The following is a 16,488-nucleotide window of genomic DNA, read 5'->3' as shown; positions in this document are numbered from 1 at the left end:
CCCCAGCCCAGGACGGCCGCGGGCAGTCCGGCGGCGCGGCGGCGGGCGGCCAGCGCGGTGAGGAACGCGCCCAGGACGGCGGTCTCCTCGGCGCAGCCCGCGCCGACCGCGCCGCCGACGCTGACGACGAACGCCAGCGGGGTGGTGTGCCCGTCCAGGGCGAGCGCGGCGTCCACGGCGGCCTCCAGCGAGGGCCCGTGCGGCCCGGCCAGGTGGACGATGGCCGCGGCCTCCTCGCCGGGCCCCGCCAGCCGCACGCCGTGCCCCTCGGCCAGCTGCCGGGCGGCCTCCTCGGCGCACGGCCCGTCGGAGGCGCCGCTCAGCCGGACCGGCTCCAGGGCGCCGGCGAGCGGCCCCGCCGGGACCGGTTCGGCCCGCACCAGGCGCCGGGCGTAGGCGACGCCGTCGCGCAGGGCCAGCTCGGGCTCCGCGCCGCCCAGCGCCCGTACCAGGGCCTTGCGGCTCGCGTCGCTGTCGTCCACGTCCACCAGCATGAGGCGGCGCGCCCCCTCCTCGGCGAGCCACGCCTGCGCCGAACGCACGAAGCCGCGCACGGCGGCGCCGGCCAGGTCGGGGACGCCCTCCCCGTCCAGCACCGCCTCGGCGCCGCTCGTCACGACGGCCAGCGCGGCGCCGGCGCACCGGGGTTCGGCGAGCCAGGCGCCGACCAGCTCGCGGACCCGGTCCACGGCGGCCCGCACGCCCACCCCCGACACCTCGGGCGCGGCCCGGTCCCGGACGACCGGCACCAGCAGCAGCTCCGGCACCCCGTCCCCGTCCCCGTCCCCGGAGGCGGCCGCGGCCCCCGCCGCCGCCAGCAGGGCCGGCAGGTCCGGGTACGCGGGTGCCCCGTCGCAGTCCGGTAGCACCGACGGGCCCCGCCCGCCGCCGTCCGGTACGCCGAGCAGGGCGCGGGTGGCGGACGCGGACGGCTCGGGGGCCTCCGCGGCCCGTTCCCACACCAGGTGCAGCGGGGTGACGGGGCGTCCGCCGAGGGCGGTGCCCTGCGCCGGGGCCGTCAGGGTCACTGTGGCGGCCGCCACCGGGCCGCCCCCGGCGTCGGCGAGTTCCAGCTCCACCACCCCGAACGCCCCGCGCACCGCCCGCACCCGCAGCGCGGACGCACCCGTCGCGTACAGGGCCGTACCGCTCCACGCGAGCGGCGCCAACCGCTGCTCCCCGTCGGCGATCACGGGGTGCAGGGCGGCTTCCAGCAGGGCCGGGTGCAAGGCGTACCCGTCCCCGCTCCCGTGCGGCTCCTCCGGCAGCACGGCCTCGGCGAAGAACTCCTCACCGCGCCGCCAGACCCGCTCCAGCAGCGGGTGTTCCCCGTCGGGTTCCACCGGATCGGCGCCCCGCGGCGGCCACACCTGCGGCCAACCCGTGCCTCCCGCCGCCCCGGGGCCCGTGCCCGCGTCCGGGGTGAAGGACGGCGCCCGGCCGGGGGCCAGGGACGCCGTCAGGTGCCGTACCCACGGCTCCTCCGCGTCCGCCGCCTCCGGCCGCGAGACCACCGTCAGCCCGCGCCGGCCCGCCTCGTCCGGGGCCCCCACCAGCAGCTGGAGCCGGACCCCGCCCCGCTCGGGCACCAGGAGCGCGGCCCCGGCCGACGCCTCGGCGACCTCCGGCAGGCCGACCGACCCGCCCACCGCGAGCGCCGCCTCCACCAGCGCCTCGACGGGCACTTCGGCGCCCGCCGGCCACGGGTGGCTGCGCGCCGAGACCGTCCCGGTGAACAGCACCGAACCGGCTTCCGGCAGGTCCAGCCGGAACGCGGCCAGCGGATGGCCCGTCGCCGTCATCCCGGACGTCCCCGCCCCCGCGCCGCCCGGGGCCTCGTGCATCCAGTACGGCTCGTGCCGGAACGCGTACGTCGGCAGCGGCACGGTCCGCGGCCGGTGCGCCGCGAACGCGGGCCGCCAGTCCGCCGGTCCGCCCTGCACGTACAGCTCCGCCACCGACGCCAGGAACCGCTCCGGGCCCCCGTCGTCGCGGCGCAGCGACTCCACGACCGCCGTCCGCCCCGACGCGCCGCCCGCGCCCGCCACCGCGTCCAGGGTCTCGGTGACCCCCAGGGTCAGCACCGGGTGCGGGCTGACCTCCACGAAGTAGCGGTGCCCGTCGGCGAGCAGCGCCCGCACCGCCCCCTCGAACCGCACCGTGCGGCGCAGGTTCTCGTACCAGTACCCGGCGTCCAGGGCGGCGCTCTCCACCACCTCGCCGGTCACCGACGAGTACAGCGGCAGCTCGGGCCGCAGCGGCCGCACCGGCGCCAGCACCTCCAGCAGCCGCTCCCGGATCGACTCCACCTGAGGGGAGTGCGAGGCGTAGTCCACCGGGATGATCCGGGCCCGCACCCCCTCGGCCTCGTACCGGGCCCGCAGTTCCTCCAGCGCGGCCGGCTCGCCCGCCACCACCGTCGCGGCCGGTCCGTTGACGGTGGCCACCGCGATCCGGCCCGCGTAGCCGGCCACGTCGAGGGCGGCCTGCTCGTGCGAGAGCGCCACCGACATCATCCCGCCGCGCCCCGACAGCTCCGTCAGCACCCGGCTGCGCCGGGCCACGACGAGGGCGCCGTCCTCCAGCGACAGGGCCCCGGCGACCACGGCCGCCGCGATCTCGCCCTGCGAATGCCCGACGACCGCCGCCGGTTCCACCCCGTACGCCCGCCACAGCGCGGCCAGCGACACCATCACCGCCCACAGCGCCGGCTGGACCACGTCCACCCGCTCCAGGCCCGGCGCGCCCGGCCGGCCGGTGAGCACGTCGAGCAGCGACCAGTCGGTGTGCGGGGCGAGGGCCGCCGCGCACTCCTCGATCCGCGCCCGGAACACCGGCTCGGCGTCCAGCAGTCCGACGGCCATCCCCACCCACTGGGCGCCCTGCCCGGGGAACACGAACGCCACCCTGCCGTACGCGCCGGTCTCCGCCGACCCCGTCACCAGTCCCGGCGCGGCCTCACCGGCCGCGAGGGCCGCCAGCGCCGCACCGAACTCCTCCGGCCCGGAGCCCAGCAGCACCGCCCGGTGCTCGAAGGCGGACCGGCCCGTCGCCAGCGAGAACCCCACGTCGGCCGGCCGGGCCTCCACAGCCGACTCCAGGTGCCCGGCCAGCCGGGCCGCCTGCGCCCGCAGCGCCGCCCCCGTCCGGCCCGAGAGCACCCACGGCACCACGCCCGGTACCGGCCCGGCGGCCGGAGCCTCCTGCGCCGAGTCGTCCGCCGAGTCCTCCGCCGGTGCCTGCTCCAGGATCACGTGCGCGTTGGTGCCGCTCATCCCGAACGAGGACACCCCCGCCCGGCGTGCCCGGCCCGTCTCCGGCCAGGGCCGCTCCTGCGTCAGCAGCTCCACCTCGCCCATCGACCAGTCGATCTGCGCCGACGGGGCGTCCACGTTCAGGGTGCGCGGCAGCGTGCCGTGCCGCATCGCCTGCACCATCTTGATGACGCCCGCCACCCCGGCCGCGGCCTGCGTGTGCCCGATGTTCGACTTCACCGAACCCAGCCACAGCGGCAGCCCCGCCGCCCGGCCCTGCCCGTACGTTGCCAGCAGCGCCTGCGCCTCGATCGGGTCGCCCAGCCGCGTCCCCGTCCCGTGCGCCTCCACCGCGTCCACGTCGGCCGGACCCAGCCCGGCGCTCTCCAGGGCCTGCCGGATGACCCGCTGCTGCGCCCGCCCGCTCGGCGCGGTCAGCCCGTTGCTGGCCCCGTCCTGGTTGACGGCGGAGCCCCGGACGACGGCCAGCACGCGGTGCCCGTTCGCGACCGCGTCCGACAGCCGCTCCACCAGCAGCATGCCGACGCCCTCGCCCCACGCGGTGCCGTCCGCGCCGTCCGCGAAGGACTTGCAGCGCCCGTCCGGGGCGAGCCCGCGCTGCCGGCTGAACTCCACGAACGCGCCCGGTGAGGACATGATCGTGACCCCGCCCGCCAGGGCCAGCGCGCACTCCCCGCGCCGCAGCGACTGCACCGCCAGGTGCAGGGCGACCAGGGACGAGGAGCAGGCGGTGTCGACCGTCACGGCCGGGCCCTCCAGGCCCAGCGTGTACGCGATCCGGCCCGAGGCCACACTGCCCGCGCTGCCCGTGCTGAGATAGCCGCCGAACCCCTCGGGGACCCGCGCGAGCCGGGTCACGTAATCGTGGTGGATGACCCCCGCGAACACCCCGACGTCCGTCTGCCGCACCGACACCGGATCGATCGACGCGTCCTCGAACGCCTCCCACGCCCCCTCCAGCAGCAGCCGCTGCTGCGAGTCCATCGCGAGCGCCTCGCGCGGGGAGACCCCGAAGAAGCCGGCGTCGAAGTCGACGGCCTCGTGCAGGAACCCGCCCTCCCGCACGTACGAGGTCCCCGGCCGGGACGGGTCCTCGTCGAACAGGGCGTCCACGTCCCAGCCCCGGTTCTCCGGGAACGGCGTCCGCCCGTGCCCGCCGCGCCGCACCAGGTCCCACAGCCCGTCGGGGGAGCCGGCACCGCCGGGGAAGCGGCAGCTCATCCCGACGATCGCGATCGGCTCGCGCTCCTTCGCCCCGGCCCGCTCCTCCGCCTCCGCGAGACGGCGTTTGGTCTCGCGCAGGTCGGCGGTGGCCCGCTTGAGGTAGTCGAGGAGCTTGGCCTCGTTGGTCTGGCTGGTGTTCGTCACGTGCGATCGCTCCAACAGGGTCGGACTTGCGGGGGTGCGGCTTGGGTGGCGGTGTCAGAGCGTCCCCAGCTCGCCGTCGAGCAGGTCGAAGATGTCCTCGGCGGTCGCCGATTCGATGTCCGCGGGTGCGGCGGCGGGCGCGGCCGCCGCCGTCCGGGCGTTCCAGGCGGCCAGCAGCTCCCGCAGCCGCGCGCCGACCGCCGCCTCGGCGGCCTCGTCCAGTGCGCCGCCCGCCGCCTCGCCGGCCTGGTCCAGCGCGGCGACCGCCGCCTCCAGCCGGTCGATGTCCGCCAGCACCGCCGCCGGCCCGGCGCTCTCCCCGGACCGCTCCCCGGTCCCCGCCGCGGCCTGCGCCGCGGCCCCGGTGAACTCCTCCAGCAGCCGCTCCGCGAGCGCCGCCGGCGTCGGGCAGTCGAACACCAGCGTCGGCGGCAGCCGCAGTCCCGTCGCCGCCGTCACCCGGTTGCGCAGCTCCAGCGCGGTCAGCGAGTCGATGCCCAGGGCCTTGAACGGCTTCGCCACGTCGACCGTGTCACCGCTCGCGTGCCCGAACACCACCGCCGTGTTCTCCCGGACGATCTCCAGCAGTTCACGCTCCCGCGCCACCGGCGACAGCCCCGCCAGCCGCTCCGCCGGCGACACCCCGCCGGGCTGCTGCCGCACCGCGGCCGCCGCCCGCCGGCCCGCCGCACGGACCAGGCCCCGCAGCAGCGGCGGCACCGGACCGGCCGACCCCGACACCGCCCGCAGGTCGAGCCGCGCCGGCACCAGCACCGCCCCGCCGTCCGCGAACGCCGCGTCGAACAGGGCCAGCCCCTCCTCGGAGCCCAGCGCCCCGGCGCCGCCCCGCCCCGACCGCGACCGCTCGCCGCCGTCCAGGTGGGCCGTCATCGCGCTGGCCTCCTCCCACATGCCCCACGCCAGGGACACCGCGGGCAGGCCCAGCGCCCGCCGGTGCAGCGCGAGCGCGTCCAGCGAGGCGTTCGCCGCCGCGTAGTTGGCCTGCCCCGGGTTGCCGAACACCCCCGCCGCCGAGGAGAACAGCACGAACGCCGACAGGTCCAGGTCCCGCGTCAGCTCGTGCAGCGCCAGCGCCGCCCCCGTCTTCGGGCGCAGCACCCGCTCCAGCCGCTCCCCGGTCAGCGACCCGAGGGTCCCGTCGTCGAGCACACCGGCCGTGTGCACGACCGCCGTCAGCGGGTGCGCCGCCGGGATCCCGGCGAGGAGCCCCGCCAGCGCCTCACGGTCCGCCACGTCACACGCCACGACCTCCGCCCGCGCGCCCAGCTCCGCCAGTTCGGCGGTCAGCTCCGCCGCCCCGGCCGCCCGCGGCCCGCTCCGGCTGCTCAGCAGCAGGTTCCGCACCCCGTACTCCCGCACGAGGTGACGGGCCAGCAGCGCGCCCAGCGTGCCCGTACCGCCCGTGACCAGCACCGTCCCGTCCGGGTCGAAGGCCGCTGGGACCGTCAGCACCACCTTGCCGGTGTGCCTGGCCTGGCTGACGTACCGGAACGCGTCCTTCGCCTGCCGGACGTCCCACGCCGTCACCGGCAGCGGCGACAGCTCCCCGCTCTCGAACAGCTCCACCAGCGCCGCGAGCATCTCACCGATCCGCTCCGGCCCGGCGTCCACCAGGTCGAACGCCCGGTACTCCACCCCCGGGTGCGCCGCGGCGACCTCCGCCGGCACCCGGATGTCGGTCTTGCCCATCTCCAGGAACCGGCCGCCGCCCGGCAGCAGCCGCAGCGACGCGTCCACGAACTCCCGGGCCAGCGAGTCCAGGACGATGTCCACGCCCCGCCCGCCGGTCGCCTCCAGGAACGCGCCCTCGAAGTCCAGGGTCCGCGAGTTCGCCACGTGCGCCCCGTCCAGGCCCGCCGCCCGCAGCGTGTCCCACTTGCCGGGGCTCGCCGTGCCGTACACCTCCAGCCCCAGGTGCCGGGCCAGCTGCACCGCCGCCATGCCGACACCGCCGGCCGCCGCGTGGATCAGCACCCGCTCCCCGCGCCGCGCCCGGGCCAGGTCCACCAGCCCGTAGTACGCCGTCATGAACACGATCGGCACGGCCGCGGCCTGGGCGAACGTCCACCCCTTCGGGATGCGGTGCACACTGCGCGCGTCGGCGACGGCCACCGGCCCGAACGCCCCGTCGAAGATGCCCATCACCCGGTCGCCCGGCTCCAGCGAGGTCACCCCCGCGCCCGTCTCCAGGACCACGCCCGCGCCCTCGCCGCCGAGCACGAACTCGCCCGGGTACAGGCCCAGCGAGAGCATCACGTCACGGAAGTTGAGGCCCGCCGCGCGCACCCCGATCCGCACCTGCCCGGCACCGAGCGGCAGGTCCGCCTCCGGGGCGGGCACCAGCGCCAGGTTCTCCAGCGTCCCCCGGCCCCGCACGTCCAGCCGCCAGGACCCCGCACCGGCCGGTGCGGCCAGCGCCTCCGAGGCCAGCGCCCGCGCCAGCCGCGGCACGAGGAACTCCCCGCCGCGCAACGCCAGCTGGGGCTCGTCACCCGCCAGGGCGGCGGGCAGCAGCTCCCAGCCGGGGTCGGTGCCGCCCGCGTGCCCGGGGAGCGGCCCGTCGGCCAGCACGATCCTGCCCGGGTTCTCGGCCTGCGCGGAACGCACCAGACCCCACACGGCGGCCGCCGCGAGATCGTGCACGGCCTCCCCGGCCCGGGCGACGACCGCGCCCGAGGTCAGCAGCAGCAGCCGGGTCCCGGCGAACCGCTCGTCCGCCTGCCACTCCCGCAGCAGTTCCAGGACCCGCCCGACCAGCTCCCGCACCTGCTCCGCCGAAGCCTCCGCGGCACCCTCCACGGGCACCACCAGCACCTGCGGGGCCACGGCCGCGGCACCCGCCTCCGCGAGGCCCGCGTAGGCGTCGAAGCCGACGCCCGCCCGGCGCAGGGCGGTGGCGGCGTAGCCGTCCGCGCCGTCGCCCAGCAGGGCCCACGTTCCGCCGGCGCCGGCGGCCGCGTCGAGGGCCGGAGCGGTCCAGTCGAGGCGGAACAGGGCGTCGCGCAGGGAGCCGTCCTCCAGCTGCTCGGCGGTGACGGCGCGCAGGGCGAGGGATTCGACGGTGGCGACGGGGGCGCCGGTCTGGTCGGCGAGGGTGAGGGTGACGGAGTCCGTTCCTGCGGGGGCGATGCGCACGCGCAGGGCGGTGGCCCCGCCGGCGTGGAGGGAGAGTCCCGTCCAGGCGAAGGGCAGGCGTGCGCCGCCGTCGCCGGTGACGAAGGTGCCCAGGCCGATGCCGTGCAGGGCGGCGTCGAGGAGGGCGGGGTGGATGCCGTAGCGGGCGGCGTCGGCGGTGGCCTCCTCGGGGAGGGCGACCTCGGCGTAGACCTCCCCGCCCAGCTTCCAGGCGGCTTTCAGCCCCTGGAAGACCGGTCCGTAGGCGAGGCCGGCCGCGGCGAGGGTCTCGTACAGGCCGTCCGTGCCGAGCGCTTCGGCCCCGGCCGGCGGCCACACGGTCAAGGCCTCCCCGGCGGCCGACCCGCCGGGGGCCACCGAACCGGAGGCGTGCCGCGTCCACGGCGTGTCCTCGGGGGCGTCCTCCGACCGCGAGAACACCGTGACCGGGCGCGAACCCGGCCCGTCGGCCGCCGCCTCCCCGACCAGCACGCGCAGCTGGACACCGCCGTCCTCGGGGAGGACGAGGGGGGCTTCGAGGGTCAGCTCGTCCAGGAAGCCGCAGCCGGCCTCGTCACCGGCCCGCACCGCGAGCTCCGCGACGGCCGCACCGGGCACCACCAGCTTCCCCATCACCCGGTGGTCGCCGAGCCAGGCCTGCGCCCGCGCCGTCAGCCGTCCGGTGAACATGACCCCGTCGGAGTCGGGCAGGGCGATCGCGGCCCCGAGCAGCGGGTGCCCGGCCGCCTTCAGCCCGACCGACTCCACGTCCTGCGGGGCCTGCGGCGCGGCGTCCTCCAGCCAGAAACGCCGCCGCTGGAAGGCGTAGGTGGGCAGGTCGACGCGGGAGGCACCGGACTCGGCGAAGAAGGTGTCCCAGTCGACCGACATCCCGCACAGGGCTTCCCAGTCCAGGTCCACGCCGTGGCGGTGCAGATCGGAGACCGCCGCGGTCAGGCTCTGCACCTCGTCGCGGCCCCGGCGGAGGGTGGGGACGAGAGCGGTGCTCTCGTCGGTGAGGCAGGGGCGGGCCATGGCCGTCAGGACGGCGTCGGGTCCCAGCTCCAGGAGGGTGGTGGCGCCTTCGGCTTCCAGGGCGCGGATCGCGTCGTGGAAGCGGACGGCTTCACGGACGTGGCTGACCCAGTAGTCGGGCTGCGCGATCTCGTCGGTGACGAGGCCGCCGGTGAGGGCGGAGACGAACGGGACGGTCGGCCGGCGGAACTCCAGGCCGGAGATGGCCGCGCGGAACTCCTCCAGCATGGGGTCCATGAGCGGGGAGTGGAAGGCGTGGCTGACGCGCAGGGCCTTCGCCTTCACGTCCTGCGCGGCGAGCAGCGCCACGACGCCCTCGACCGCCTCCCGGGCGCCGGAGAGGACGACGGCCTCGGGCCCGTTGACGGCGGCGATGGCCGCGCCGGGCACGAGCAGCGGGGCGACCCGCTCCTCGCCCGCCCGGACGGAGACCATCACCCCGCCGTCGGGCAGCGCCTCCATGAGCCGTCCGCGGGCGCTGACGAGGACGGCCGCGTCCGCGAGCGACAGCACCCCGGCGACGTGCGCGGCGGCGATCTCACCCACCGAGTGCCCGCCGACGAAGCCCGGGACGACACCCCAGGACTCCACCAGCCGGTACAGCGCGACTTCGACGGCGAAGAGTGCGGGCTGCGTGGTCCCGGTGCGGTCCAGGGCGTCCGCGTCCTCGCCGAAGACGAGCTCCTTGAGCCCGCCGCCCAGCTCCGCGCACATCGCGTCGAAGGCGGCGGCGAAGACCGGGAAGGCCTCATAGAGCTCGCGGCCCATGCCGGGGCGCTGGCTGCCCTGCCCGGTGAACAGCACCGCCGGCCCCCGGCCCGGACCGCTCGCGGCGGCCGGAGCCGCCGTGCCGGCGCCGTCGCGGGCGAGGGTGCGCAGACCGGCGAGGAACTCCTCGCGGTCCCGGCCCACGACCACCGCGCGGTGCTCCATCTCGGACCGGCCCATCAGGGAGTACGCCACGTCCGCGACGGCCAGCCCGGGCCGCGCCCCGACGTGCGCCAGGAGGCGTTCGGCCTGTGCCCGCAGGGCTTCGGCCGAACGGCCCGAGAGCATCCACGGCACCAACGCGCCGTCCGCGAGCGGCCGGGCGGTCGTGGTGGCCGGCTCCGGCTCGGGAGCCTGCTCCAGGATGACGTGGGCGTTCGTCCCGCTGATGCCGAACGAGGAGATCCCCGCGCGGCGCGCGCGGCCGGTCTCGGGCCAGGGCCGGTCCTCGGTGAGGAGTTCGACCGCGCCCGCCGACCAGTCGATGTGGCTGGACGGGGCGTCCACGTGCAGGGTGCGGGGGAGGGAGCCGTGGCGCATGGCCTGCACCATCTTGATGATGCTCGCGACACCGGCGGCGGCCTGGGTGTGCCCGATGTTGGACTTGACGGAGCCCAGCCACAGCGGTGCGGCGTCCGCCGCCCGGTCCTGGCCGTAGGTGGCGAGGAGGGCCTGGGCTTCGATGGGGTCGCCGAGCTTCGTCCCCGTGCCGTGGGCCTCCACCGCGTCGACGTCGGCGGTGGTCAGGCCCGCGGCGTCGAGGGCCTGGCGGATGACGCGCTGCTGGGAGGGCCCGTTGGGGGCGGTCAGCCCGTTGCTGGCGCCGTCCTGGTTCACCGCGCTGCCGCGGACGACGGCCAGTACCGGATGCCCGTTCGCGACCGCGTCCGAGAGGCGTTCCACGAGGAGCATGCCGACGCCTTCGCCCCAGCCGGTGCCGTCCGCGCCCTCGGCGAAGGACTTGCAGCGGCCGTCCGCGGCGAGGCCCCGCTGCCGGCTGAACTCCACGAAGGTGCCCGCCGAGGACATCACCGTCACCCCGCCCGCCAGGGCCATCGTGCACTCCCCGCGCCGCAGCGCCTGCGCCGCCAGGTGCAGGGCGACCAGGGAGGAGGAGCAGGCGGTGTCGACCGTCACCGCCGGGCCCTCCAGCCCGAACAGGTACGAGACGCGTCCGGAGGCGACGCTGCCGCTGCTGGCGGTGCCGCGGAAGCCCTCGAGTTCCTGCGGGATCGAGGAGAGCCGCGTCAGGTAGTCGCGGTACATCAGCCCGGCGAAGACACCGGTACGGGACCCCTTCATCGCCTTGGGGTCGATCCCGGCCCGCTCGAAGGCCTCCCAGGTGGCCTGGAGCAGCAGCCGCTGCTGCGGGTCCATCGCGAGGGCCTCGCGCGGGGAGATCCCGAAGAACTCCGCGTCGAACTCGGCCACGTCGTGCAGGAAGCCGCCCTCACGCGTGTACGAGGTGCCCCGGTGCTCGGGGTCGGGGTGGTAGATGGCCTCCAGGTCCCAGCCGCGGTTCTCCGGGAAGCCGGAGATGCCGTCCGTACCCGAGGCGACCAGCCGCCACAGGTCCTCGGGGGTCTCCACGCCGCCCGGGTAGCGGCAGCTCATGCCGATGATCGCGATCGGCTCGTCGTCGCCGGCCGCCACCGGGGCGGCGGAGCGGGCGTCGGTGTCCTCGCCGACCAGCTCGGTCCGCAGGAACTCGGCGAGGGCCGCCGGGTTGGGGTGGTCGAAGACGACCGTCGAGGAGAGCCGGACACCCGTCTCGGTCATCAGCAGGTTGCGGAACTCGACCGCCGTGAGGGAGTCGAAGCCCAGCTCGCGGAAGGCCCGCTCGGCGTCCACGGCCCCGCCGCCGCCGTGCCCGAGGACCGCGGCGGCCCGGGTGCACACGAGGTCCAGCAGGAGCCCCCGCTGTTCGGTGCGGCCCAGGGCCGCCAGCCGGTCCGCGAGCGAGGAGCCGGTACCGGCCGCCGCGGCGGCGGTACCGCGGCGGCGGGTGGCGCCGACGAGGGTGCGCAGGAGGGCGGGGACCTGGTCGCGGGTGCGCAGGGTGCGCAGGTCGAGGGGGACGGGGACGAGGAGGGGCTGGTCGGTGCCGAGGGCGGCGTCGAAGAGGGCCAGGCCCTGGTCGACGGCCAGGGGGCGGACGCCGGAGCGGCCGATGCGTTCGACGTCCTCGTCGGTGAGGGTGTCGCCCATACCGCCGACCCCGGCCCACAGGCCCCAGGCCAGCGAAAGTCCCGGCAGTCCGGCCGCCCGGCGCTCGGCCATGAGGGCGTCGAGGTAGCTGTTCGCGGCCGCGTAGCCGGCCTGCCCCGCACCGCCGAAGACACCGGCGACGGAGGAGAAGACCACGAAGGCGGAGAGCCCGGCGTCCCGGGTCAGCTCGTGCAGGTGGTGGGCCGCGTCCGCCTTGGGCCGCAGGACGGCGGTCACGCGCTCGGGGGTCAGCGCCCCGATCACCCCGTCGTCCAGTACCCCGGCGGAGTGCAGGACGGCGGTCAGGGGCCGGTCGAGGGAGTCCAGGAGCGTGGACAGCGCCTCGCGGTCGGCGGCGTCGCAGCCGGCGATCCGGACCCGGGCGCCCAACTCCGCCAGTTCCGAAGCGAGTTCGGTGGCGCCGGGGGCATCCTGGCCGCGTCGGCTGGTGAGCAGCAGGTCGCGCACGCCGTGCTCGGTGACCAGGTGGCGGGCGAACAGGGCGCCCAGTCCGCCCGTGCCGCCGGTGATCAGCACGGTGCCGTCCCCGAACGCGGCTTCCCCGGCCGGGGCGGTGGAGGCCCGGGCCAGGCGCGGTACGAGGACCCGGCCGTCCCGCAGGGCGAGCTGCTCCTCACCGGCCGCCAGCGCGGCGGAGATCCGCTCCCAGGCGGCCTCGACGTCGGCGGCCTCGACCAGGGCGAACCGGCCGGGGTTCTCGGCCTGCGCGGACCGCACCAGCCCCCACACCGCAGCCGTGGCCGGGTCCTGCCGCTCGGCGGTGAACACCAGGCGGGACCCGGCGAACCGCTCCTCGGCCAGCCAGGACCGCACCAGCCTCAGGGCCTCGGCGACGGCGGAGTGCACCTCGCCGGCCGGGGTAGGCGTGACCACGTACGGGGGGACGCCGTCCCCCTCCTCGTCCAGCCAGGCCCAGTCACCGCGGCTGCTCTCCCCGAGCACGGGCTCGACCCACTCCACCCGGAACAGGGCGTCGCGCAGGGAGCCGTCCTCCAGCTGCTCGGCGGTGACGGCGCGCAGGGCGAGGGACTCGACGGCGGCGACGGGGGCGCCCGTCTGGTCGGCGAGGGTCAGCGTGACGGAGTCCGTCCCGGCGGGGGCGATGCGCACGCGCAGGGCGGTGGCCCCGGCAGCGTGCAGGGACACCCCGGTCCAGGCGAAGGGCAGGCGTGCTCCGCCGTCGCCGGTGACGAAGGATCCCAGCCCGATGCCGTGCAGGGCGGCGTCCAGCAGGGCCGGGTGCAGGCCGTAACGGCCCGCGTCGGCGGTGGCCTCCTCGGGCAGGGCGACCTCGGCGTAGACCTCCCCGCCCAGCTTCCAGGCGGCTTTCAGCCCCTGGAAGACCGGTCCGTAGGCGAGTCCGGCCGTGCCGAGGGCCTCGTACAGGCCGTCCGTGCCGAGCGCTTCGGCCCCGGCCGGCGGCCAGACCGCCAGGCCCTCCCCCGCGGCCGACCCGCCGGGGGAGAGCGTGCCTTCGGCGTGCCGGGTCCACGGTTCGGCGGTGTCGGCGTCCTCCGGACGGGAGAACAGGCTCAACGCGCGCCGCCCCTGCCCGTCCGGCTCGGAGACCGACAGCCGCAGCTGGACCCCGCCGTCCTCGGGCAGCACCAGGGGCGCGGCCAGGGTCAGTTCGTCGAGGCTGCCGCAGCCGGCCTCGTCACCGGCCCGTACGGCCAGTTCCACGAGGGCCGCGCCGGGCACGACCGCCCGGTCCAGCACCCGGTGGTCCGCCAGCCAGCCGTGCGAGCGCAGCGACAGCCGGGCGGTGAACAGGAAGCCCCCGGAGTCGGCCAGGGAGATCGCGGTACCGAGTAGCGGGTGCCCGGCCAGGCTGAGCCCCAGCTCCGCGGCGGCCGCACCGGCCCCCAGCGCGCCCGGGGTGCCGGCGGACTTCAGCCAGTACCGCTCGCGCTGGAAGGCGTACGTCGGCAGGCCCGTCACCGCCGGGCGGGTGTCGGCGTGGAAGCGTTCCCAGTCCACCCGTACGCCCCGCACGTGCAGCTGGGCGACGGCGTGCACCAGCGACCACACCTCGGGCCGGTCCCGGCGCAGCGACGGGACCAGCGCGGCCCCGGACTCGGCGGTCAGGCAGGCGCGGGCCATCAGGCTCTGCATGGCGAGCGGCCCGACCTCCAGGTACGTGGTCACCCCCTCGGACTCCAGGGTGCGGACGGCGTCGACGAAGCGCACGGCCTCGCGGACGTGCCGCACCCAGTACTCGGGGTCGCACATCCGGTCGGCGTCCATCAGCTCGCCGGTCAGCGCGTCGACCATCGGGACGCGCGGCGCCCGGAAGGTGAGCGAGCGGGCGACCTCCCGGAAGGCGTCGAGCATCGGGTCCATGTGCGGGGAGTGGAAGGCGTGCCCGACGGTCAGCCGCTTGATCCGGTACCCCTCGGCCTTCCAGCGGTCGCCGAGCCCGGCGATCAGGTCCTCGTCACCGGAGACCACGAACGCCTCCGGCCCGTTGACCAGCGCGACGCAGACGCGGCCGCCGAGCTCGTCCAGGGCCTCCCGCACGACCTGCTCGGGGGCCTCGACGGCGACCATGCCGCCGCCCGCGGGCAGCTCGTTCATCAGGCGGCTGCGCGCGGTCACCAGGGTCGCGGCGTCGGCGAGGGAGAGCACGCCGGTGACGTGGACGGCCGCCGAGTCGCCGATCGAGCCGCCCGAGACCAGGTCGGGGCGGATCCCCCAGTGCTCCAGCAGCCGGTACAGGGCGACTTCGAGGGCGAAGATGGCCGGCGAGGAGTACAGGGTGCGGTCGATGAGCGCGGCCTCGGGGGTGCCTTCGGCGGCGAAGACGATCTCGCGGATCGGCCGGTCCAGGTGCCGGTCGAGTTCGGCGCAGACCTCGTCGAAGGCGGCGGCGAACACCGGGAACGCCTCGTAGAGCTCGCGGCCCATGCCGGGACGCTGGCTGCCCTGGAAGGTGAACAGGAAGGCCGTACGGCCCTTCTCGGCCGTGCCCCGCACCAGCCCGGGCGCGGCTCCGGCGCCCCCGGCCAGCGCGTCGAGGGCGCCGAGCAGCTCCGCGCGGTCGTCGGCGACGACGGCGGCCCGGTGCTCCCAGGTGGAGCGGGAGGCGGCCAGCGAGTACGCGAGGTCGACGGGGGCGGCCTCCGCCGCCTCCGGGGACTCCCGCAGGAACGCGGCCAGCCGCCCGGCCTGGGCCCGCAGGGCCTCGGGGGTGCGGCCGGAGACGAGGAACGGGAGGGTGGCGGGCGGGACGACGGGAGCGGCGGCGGCCTGCGGGTGCGGCTCGCCGCCCTCGGGCTCCGCGTCGGCGGGGGCGGCTTCGGGAGCGGCTGCGGGGGCCTGCTCCAGGATGATGTGCGCGTTGGTGCCGCTGATGCCGAACGAGGAGACGCCCGCGCGGCGCGGCCGCCCGGTCTCGGGCCAGGCCCGGTCCTCGGTCAGCAGCTCCACCGCGCCCGCCGACCAGTCGATGTGGCTGGACGGGGCGTCCACGTGCAGGGTGCGCGGGAGCGAGCCGTGGCGCATGGCCTGCACCATCTTGATGACGCCCGCGACACCGGCGGCGGCCTGGGTGTGCCCGATGTTGGACTTCACCGAGCCCAGCCACAGCGGTGCGGCGTCCGCCGCCCGGTCCTGGCCGTAGGTGGCGAGGAGGGCCTGGGCTTCGATGGGGTCGCCGAGCTTCGTCCCGGTGCCGTGGGCTTCGACGGCGTCGACGTCGGCGGTGGTCAGGCCCGCGCTGTCGAGGGCCTGGCGGATGACGCGCTGCTGGGAGGGCCCGTTGGGGGCGGTCAGCCCGTTGCTCGCGCCGTCCTGGTTGACGGCGGAGCCGCGGACGACGGCCAGCACGCGGTGCCCGTTCGCCACCGCGTCCGAGAGGCGTTCCACGAGGAGCATGCCGACGCCTTCGCCCCAGCCGGTGCCGTCCGCGCCCTCGGCGAAGGACTTGCAGCGGCCGTCCGCGGACAGGCCCCGCTGCCGGCTGAACTCCACGAAGGTCGCGGGCGTCGCCATGACGGTGACCCCGCCCGCGAGGGCCATCGTGCACTCCCCGCGCCGCAGCGCCTGCGCCGCCAGGTGCAGGGCGACGAGGGAGGAGGAGCAGGCGGTGTCGACCGTCACCGCCGGGCCCTCCAGGCCCAGGGTGTACGAGACGCGGCCGGAGGCGATGCTGCCCGCGCTGCCGTTGCCGAGGTAGCCCTCCAGCTCCTCGGGCACCTCCGCCACGCTCGTCCCGTAGTCGTGGTACATCAGCCCGGCGAAGACGCCGACCCGCTGCCCCTTCACCGACAGCGGGTCGATGCCCGCCCGTTCGAACGCCTCCCACGAGGTCTCCAGCAGCAGCCGGTGCTGCGGGTCCATCGCTTGCGCCTCACGCGGGGACACCCCGAAGAACCCCGCGTCGAACTCCGCGGCGCCGTCGAGGAAACCGCCCTCCCGGGTGTACGAGGTCCCCCGCCGCTCCGGGTCCTCGTCGTACAGCGCCTCCACGTCCCAGCCCCGGTCGGAGGGGAAGGCGCTGATGCCGTCCCGGCCGCCCGACACCAGCTCCCACAGGTCCTCCGGCGTCCGCACCCCGCCGGGGTAGCGGCAGCTCATCCCGACGATGGCGATCGGCTCGGTGGCCTCCGCCTCCACCTCGCGAAGCCGTCGAGTCGTCTGACGCAGGTCGGCGGTGACCCGCTTCAGGTAGTCAACG

General features: G+C 76.7%; 1 protein-coding gene and 1 pseudogene. Both read right to left on the bottom strand.

Translation table 11 applies throughout. The features are described from left to right. Positions 1–4,592, bottom strand: a pseudogene (locus tag ACFVXK_RS06545) (type I polyketide synthase); the annotation flags it as partial. A 105-nt stretch (positions 4,593–4,697) separates the two neighbouring features. Next, positions 4,698–16,478, bottom strand: a complete 11,781-nt coding sequence (locus ACFVXK_RS06540) for an SDR family NAD(P)-dependent oxidoreductase (RefSeq protein WP_389610402.1) — start codon at positions 16,476–16,478, stop codon at positions 4,698–4,700. Positions 16,479–16,488 lie beyond the last annotated feature (10 nt).

The organism is Streptomyces sp. NPDC058157 (genome assembly GCF_042884105.1).
Taxonomy (GTDB): Bacteria; Actinomycetota; Actinomycetes; order Streptomycetales; family Streptomycetaceae; genus Streptomyces.
Note: the sequence above shows the minus strand (reverse complement) of the source record. Positions and strands in the feature narration are given on the sequence as shown.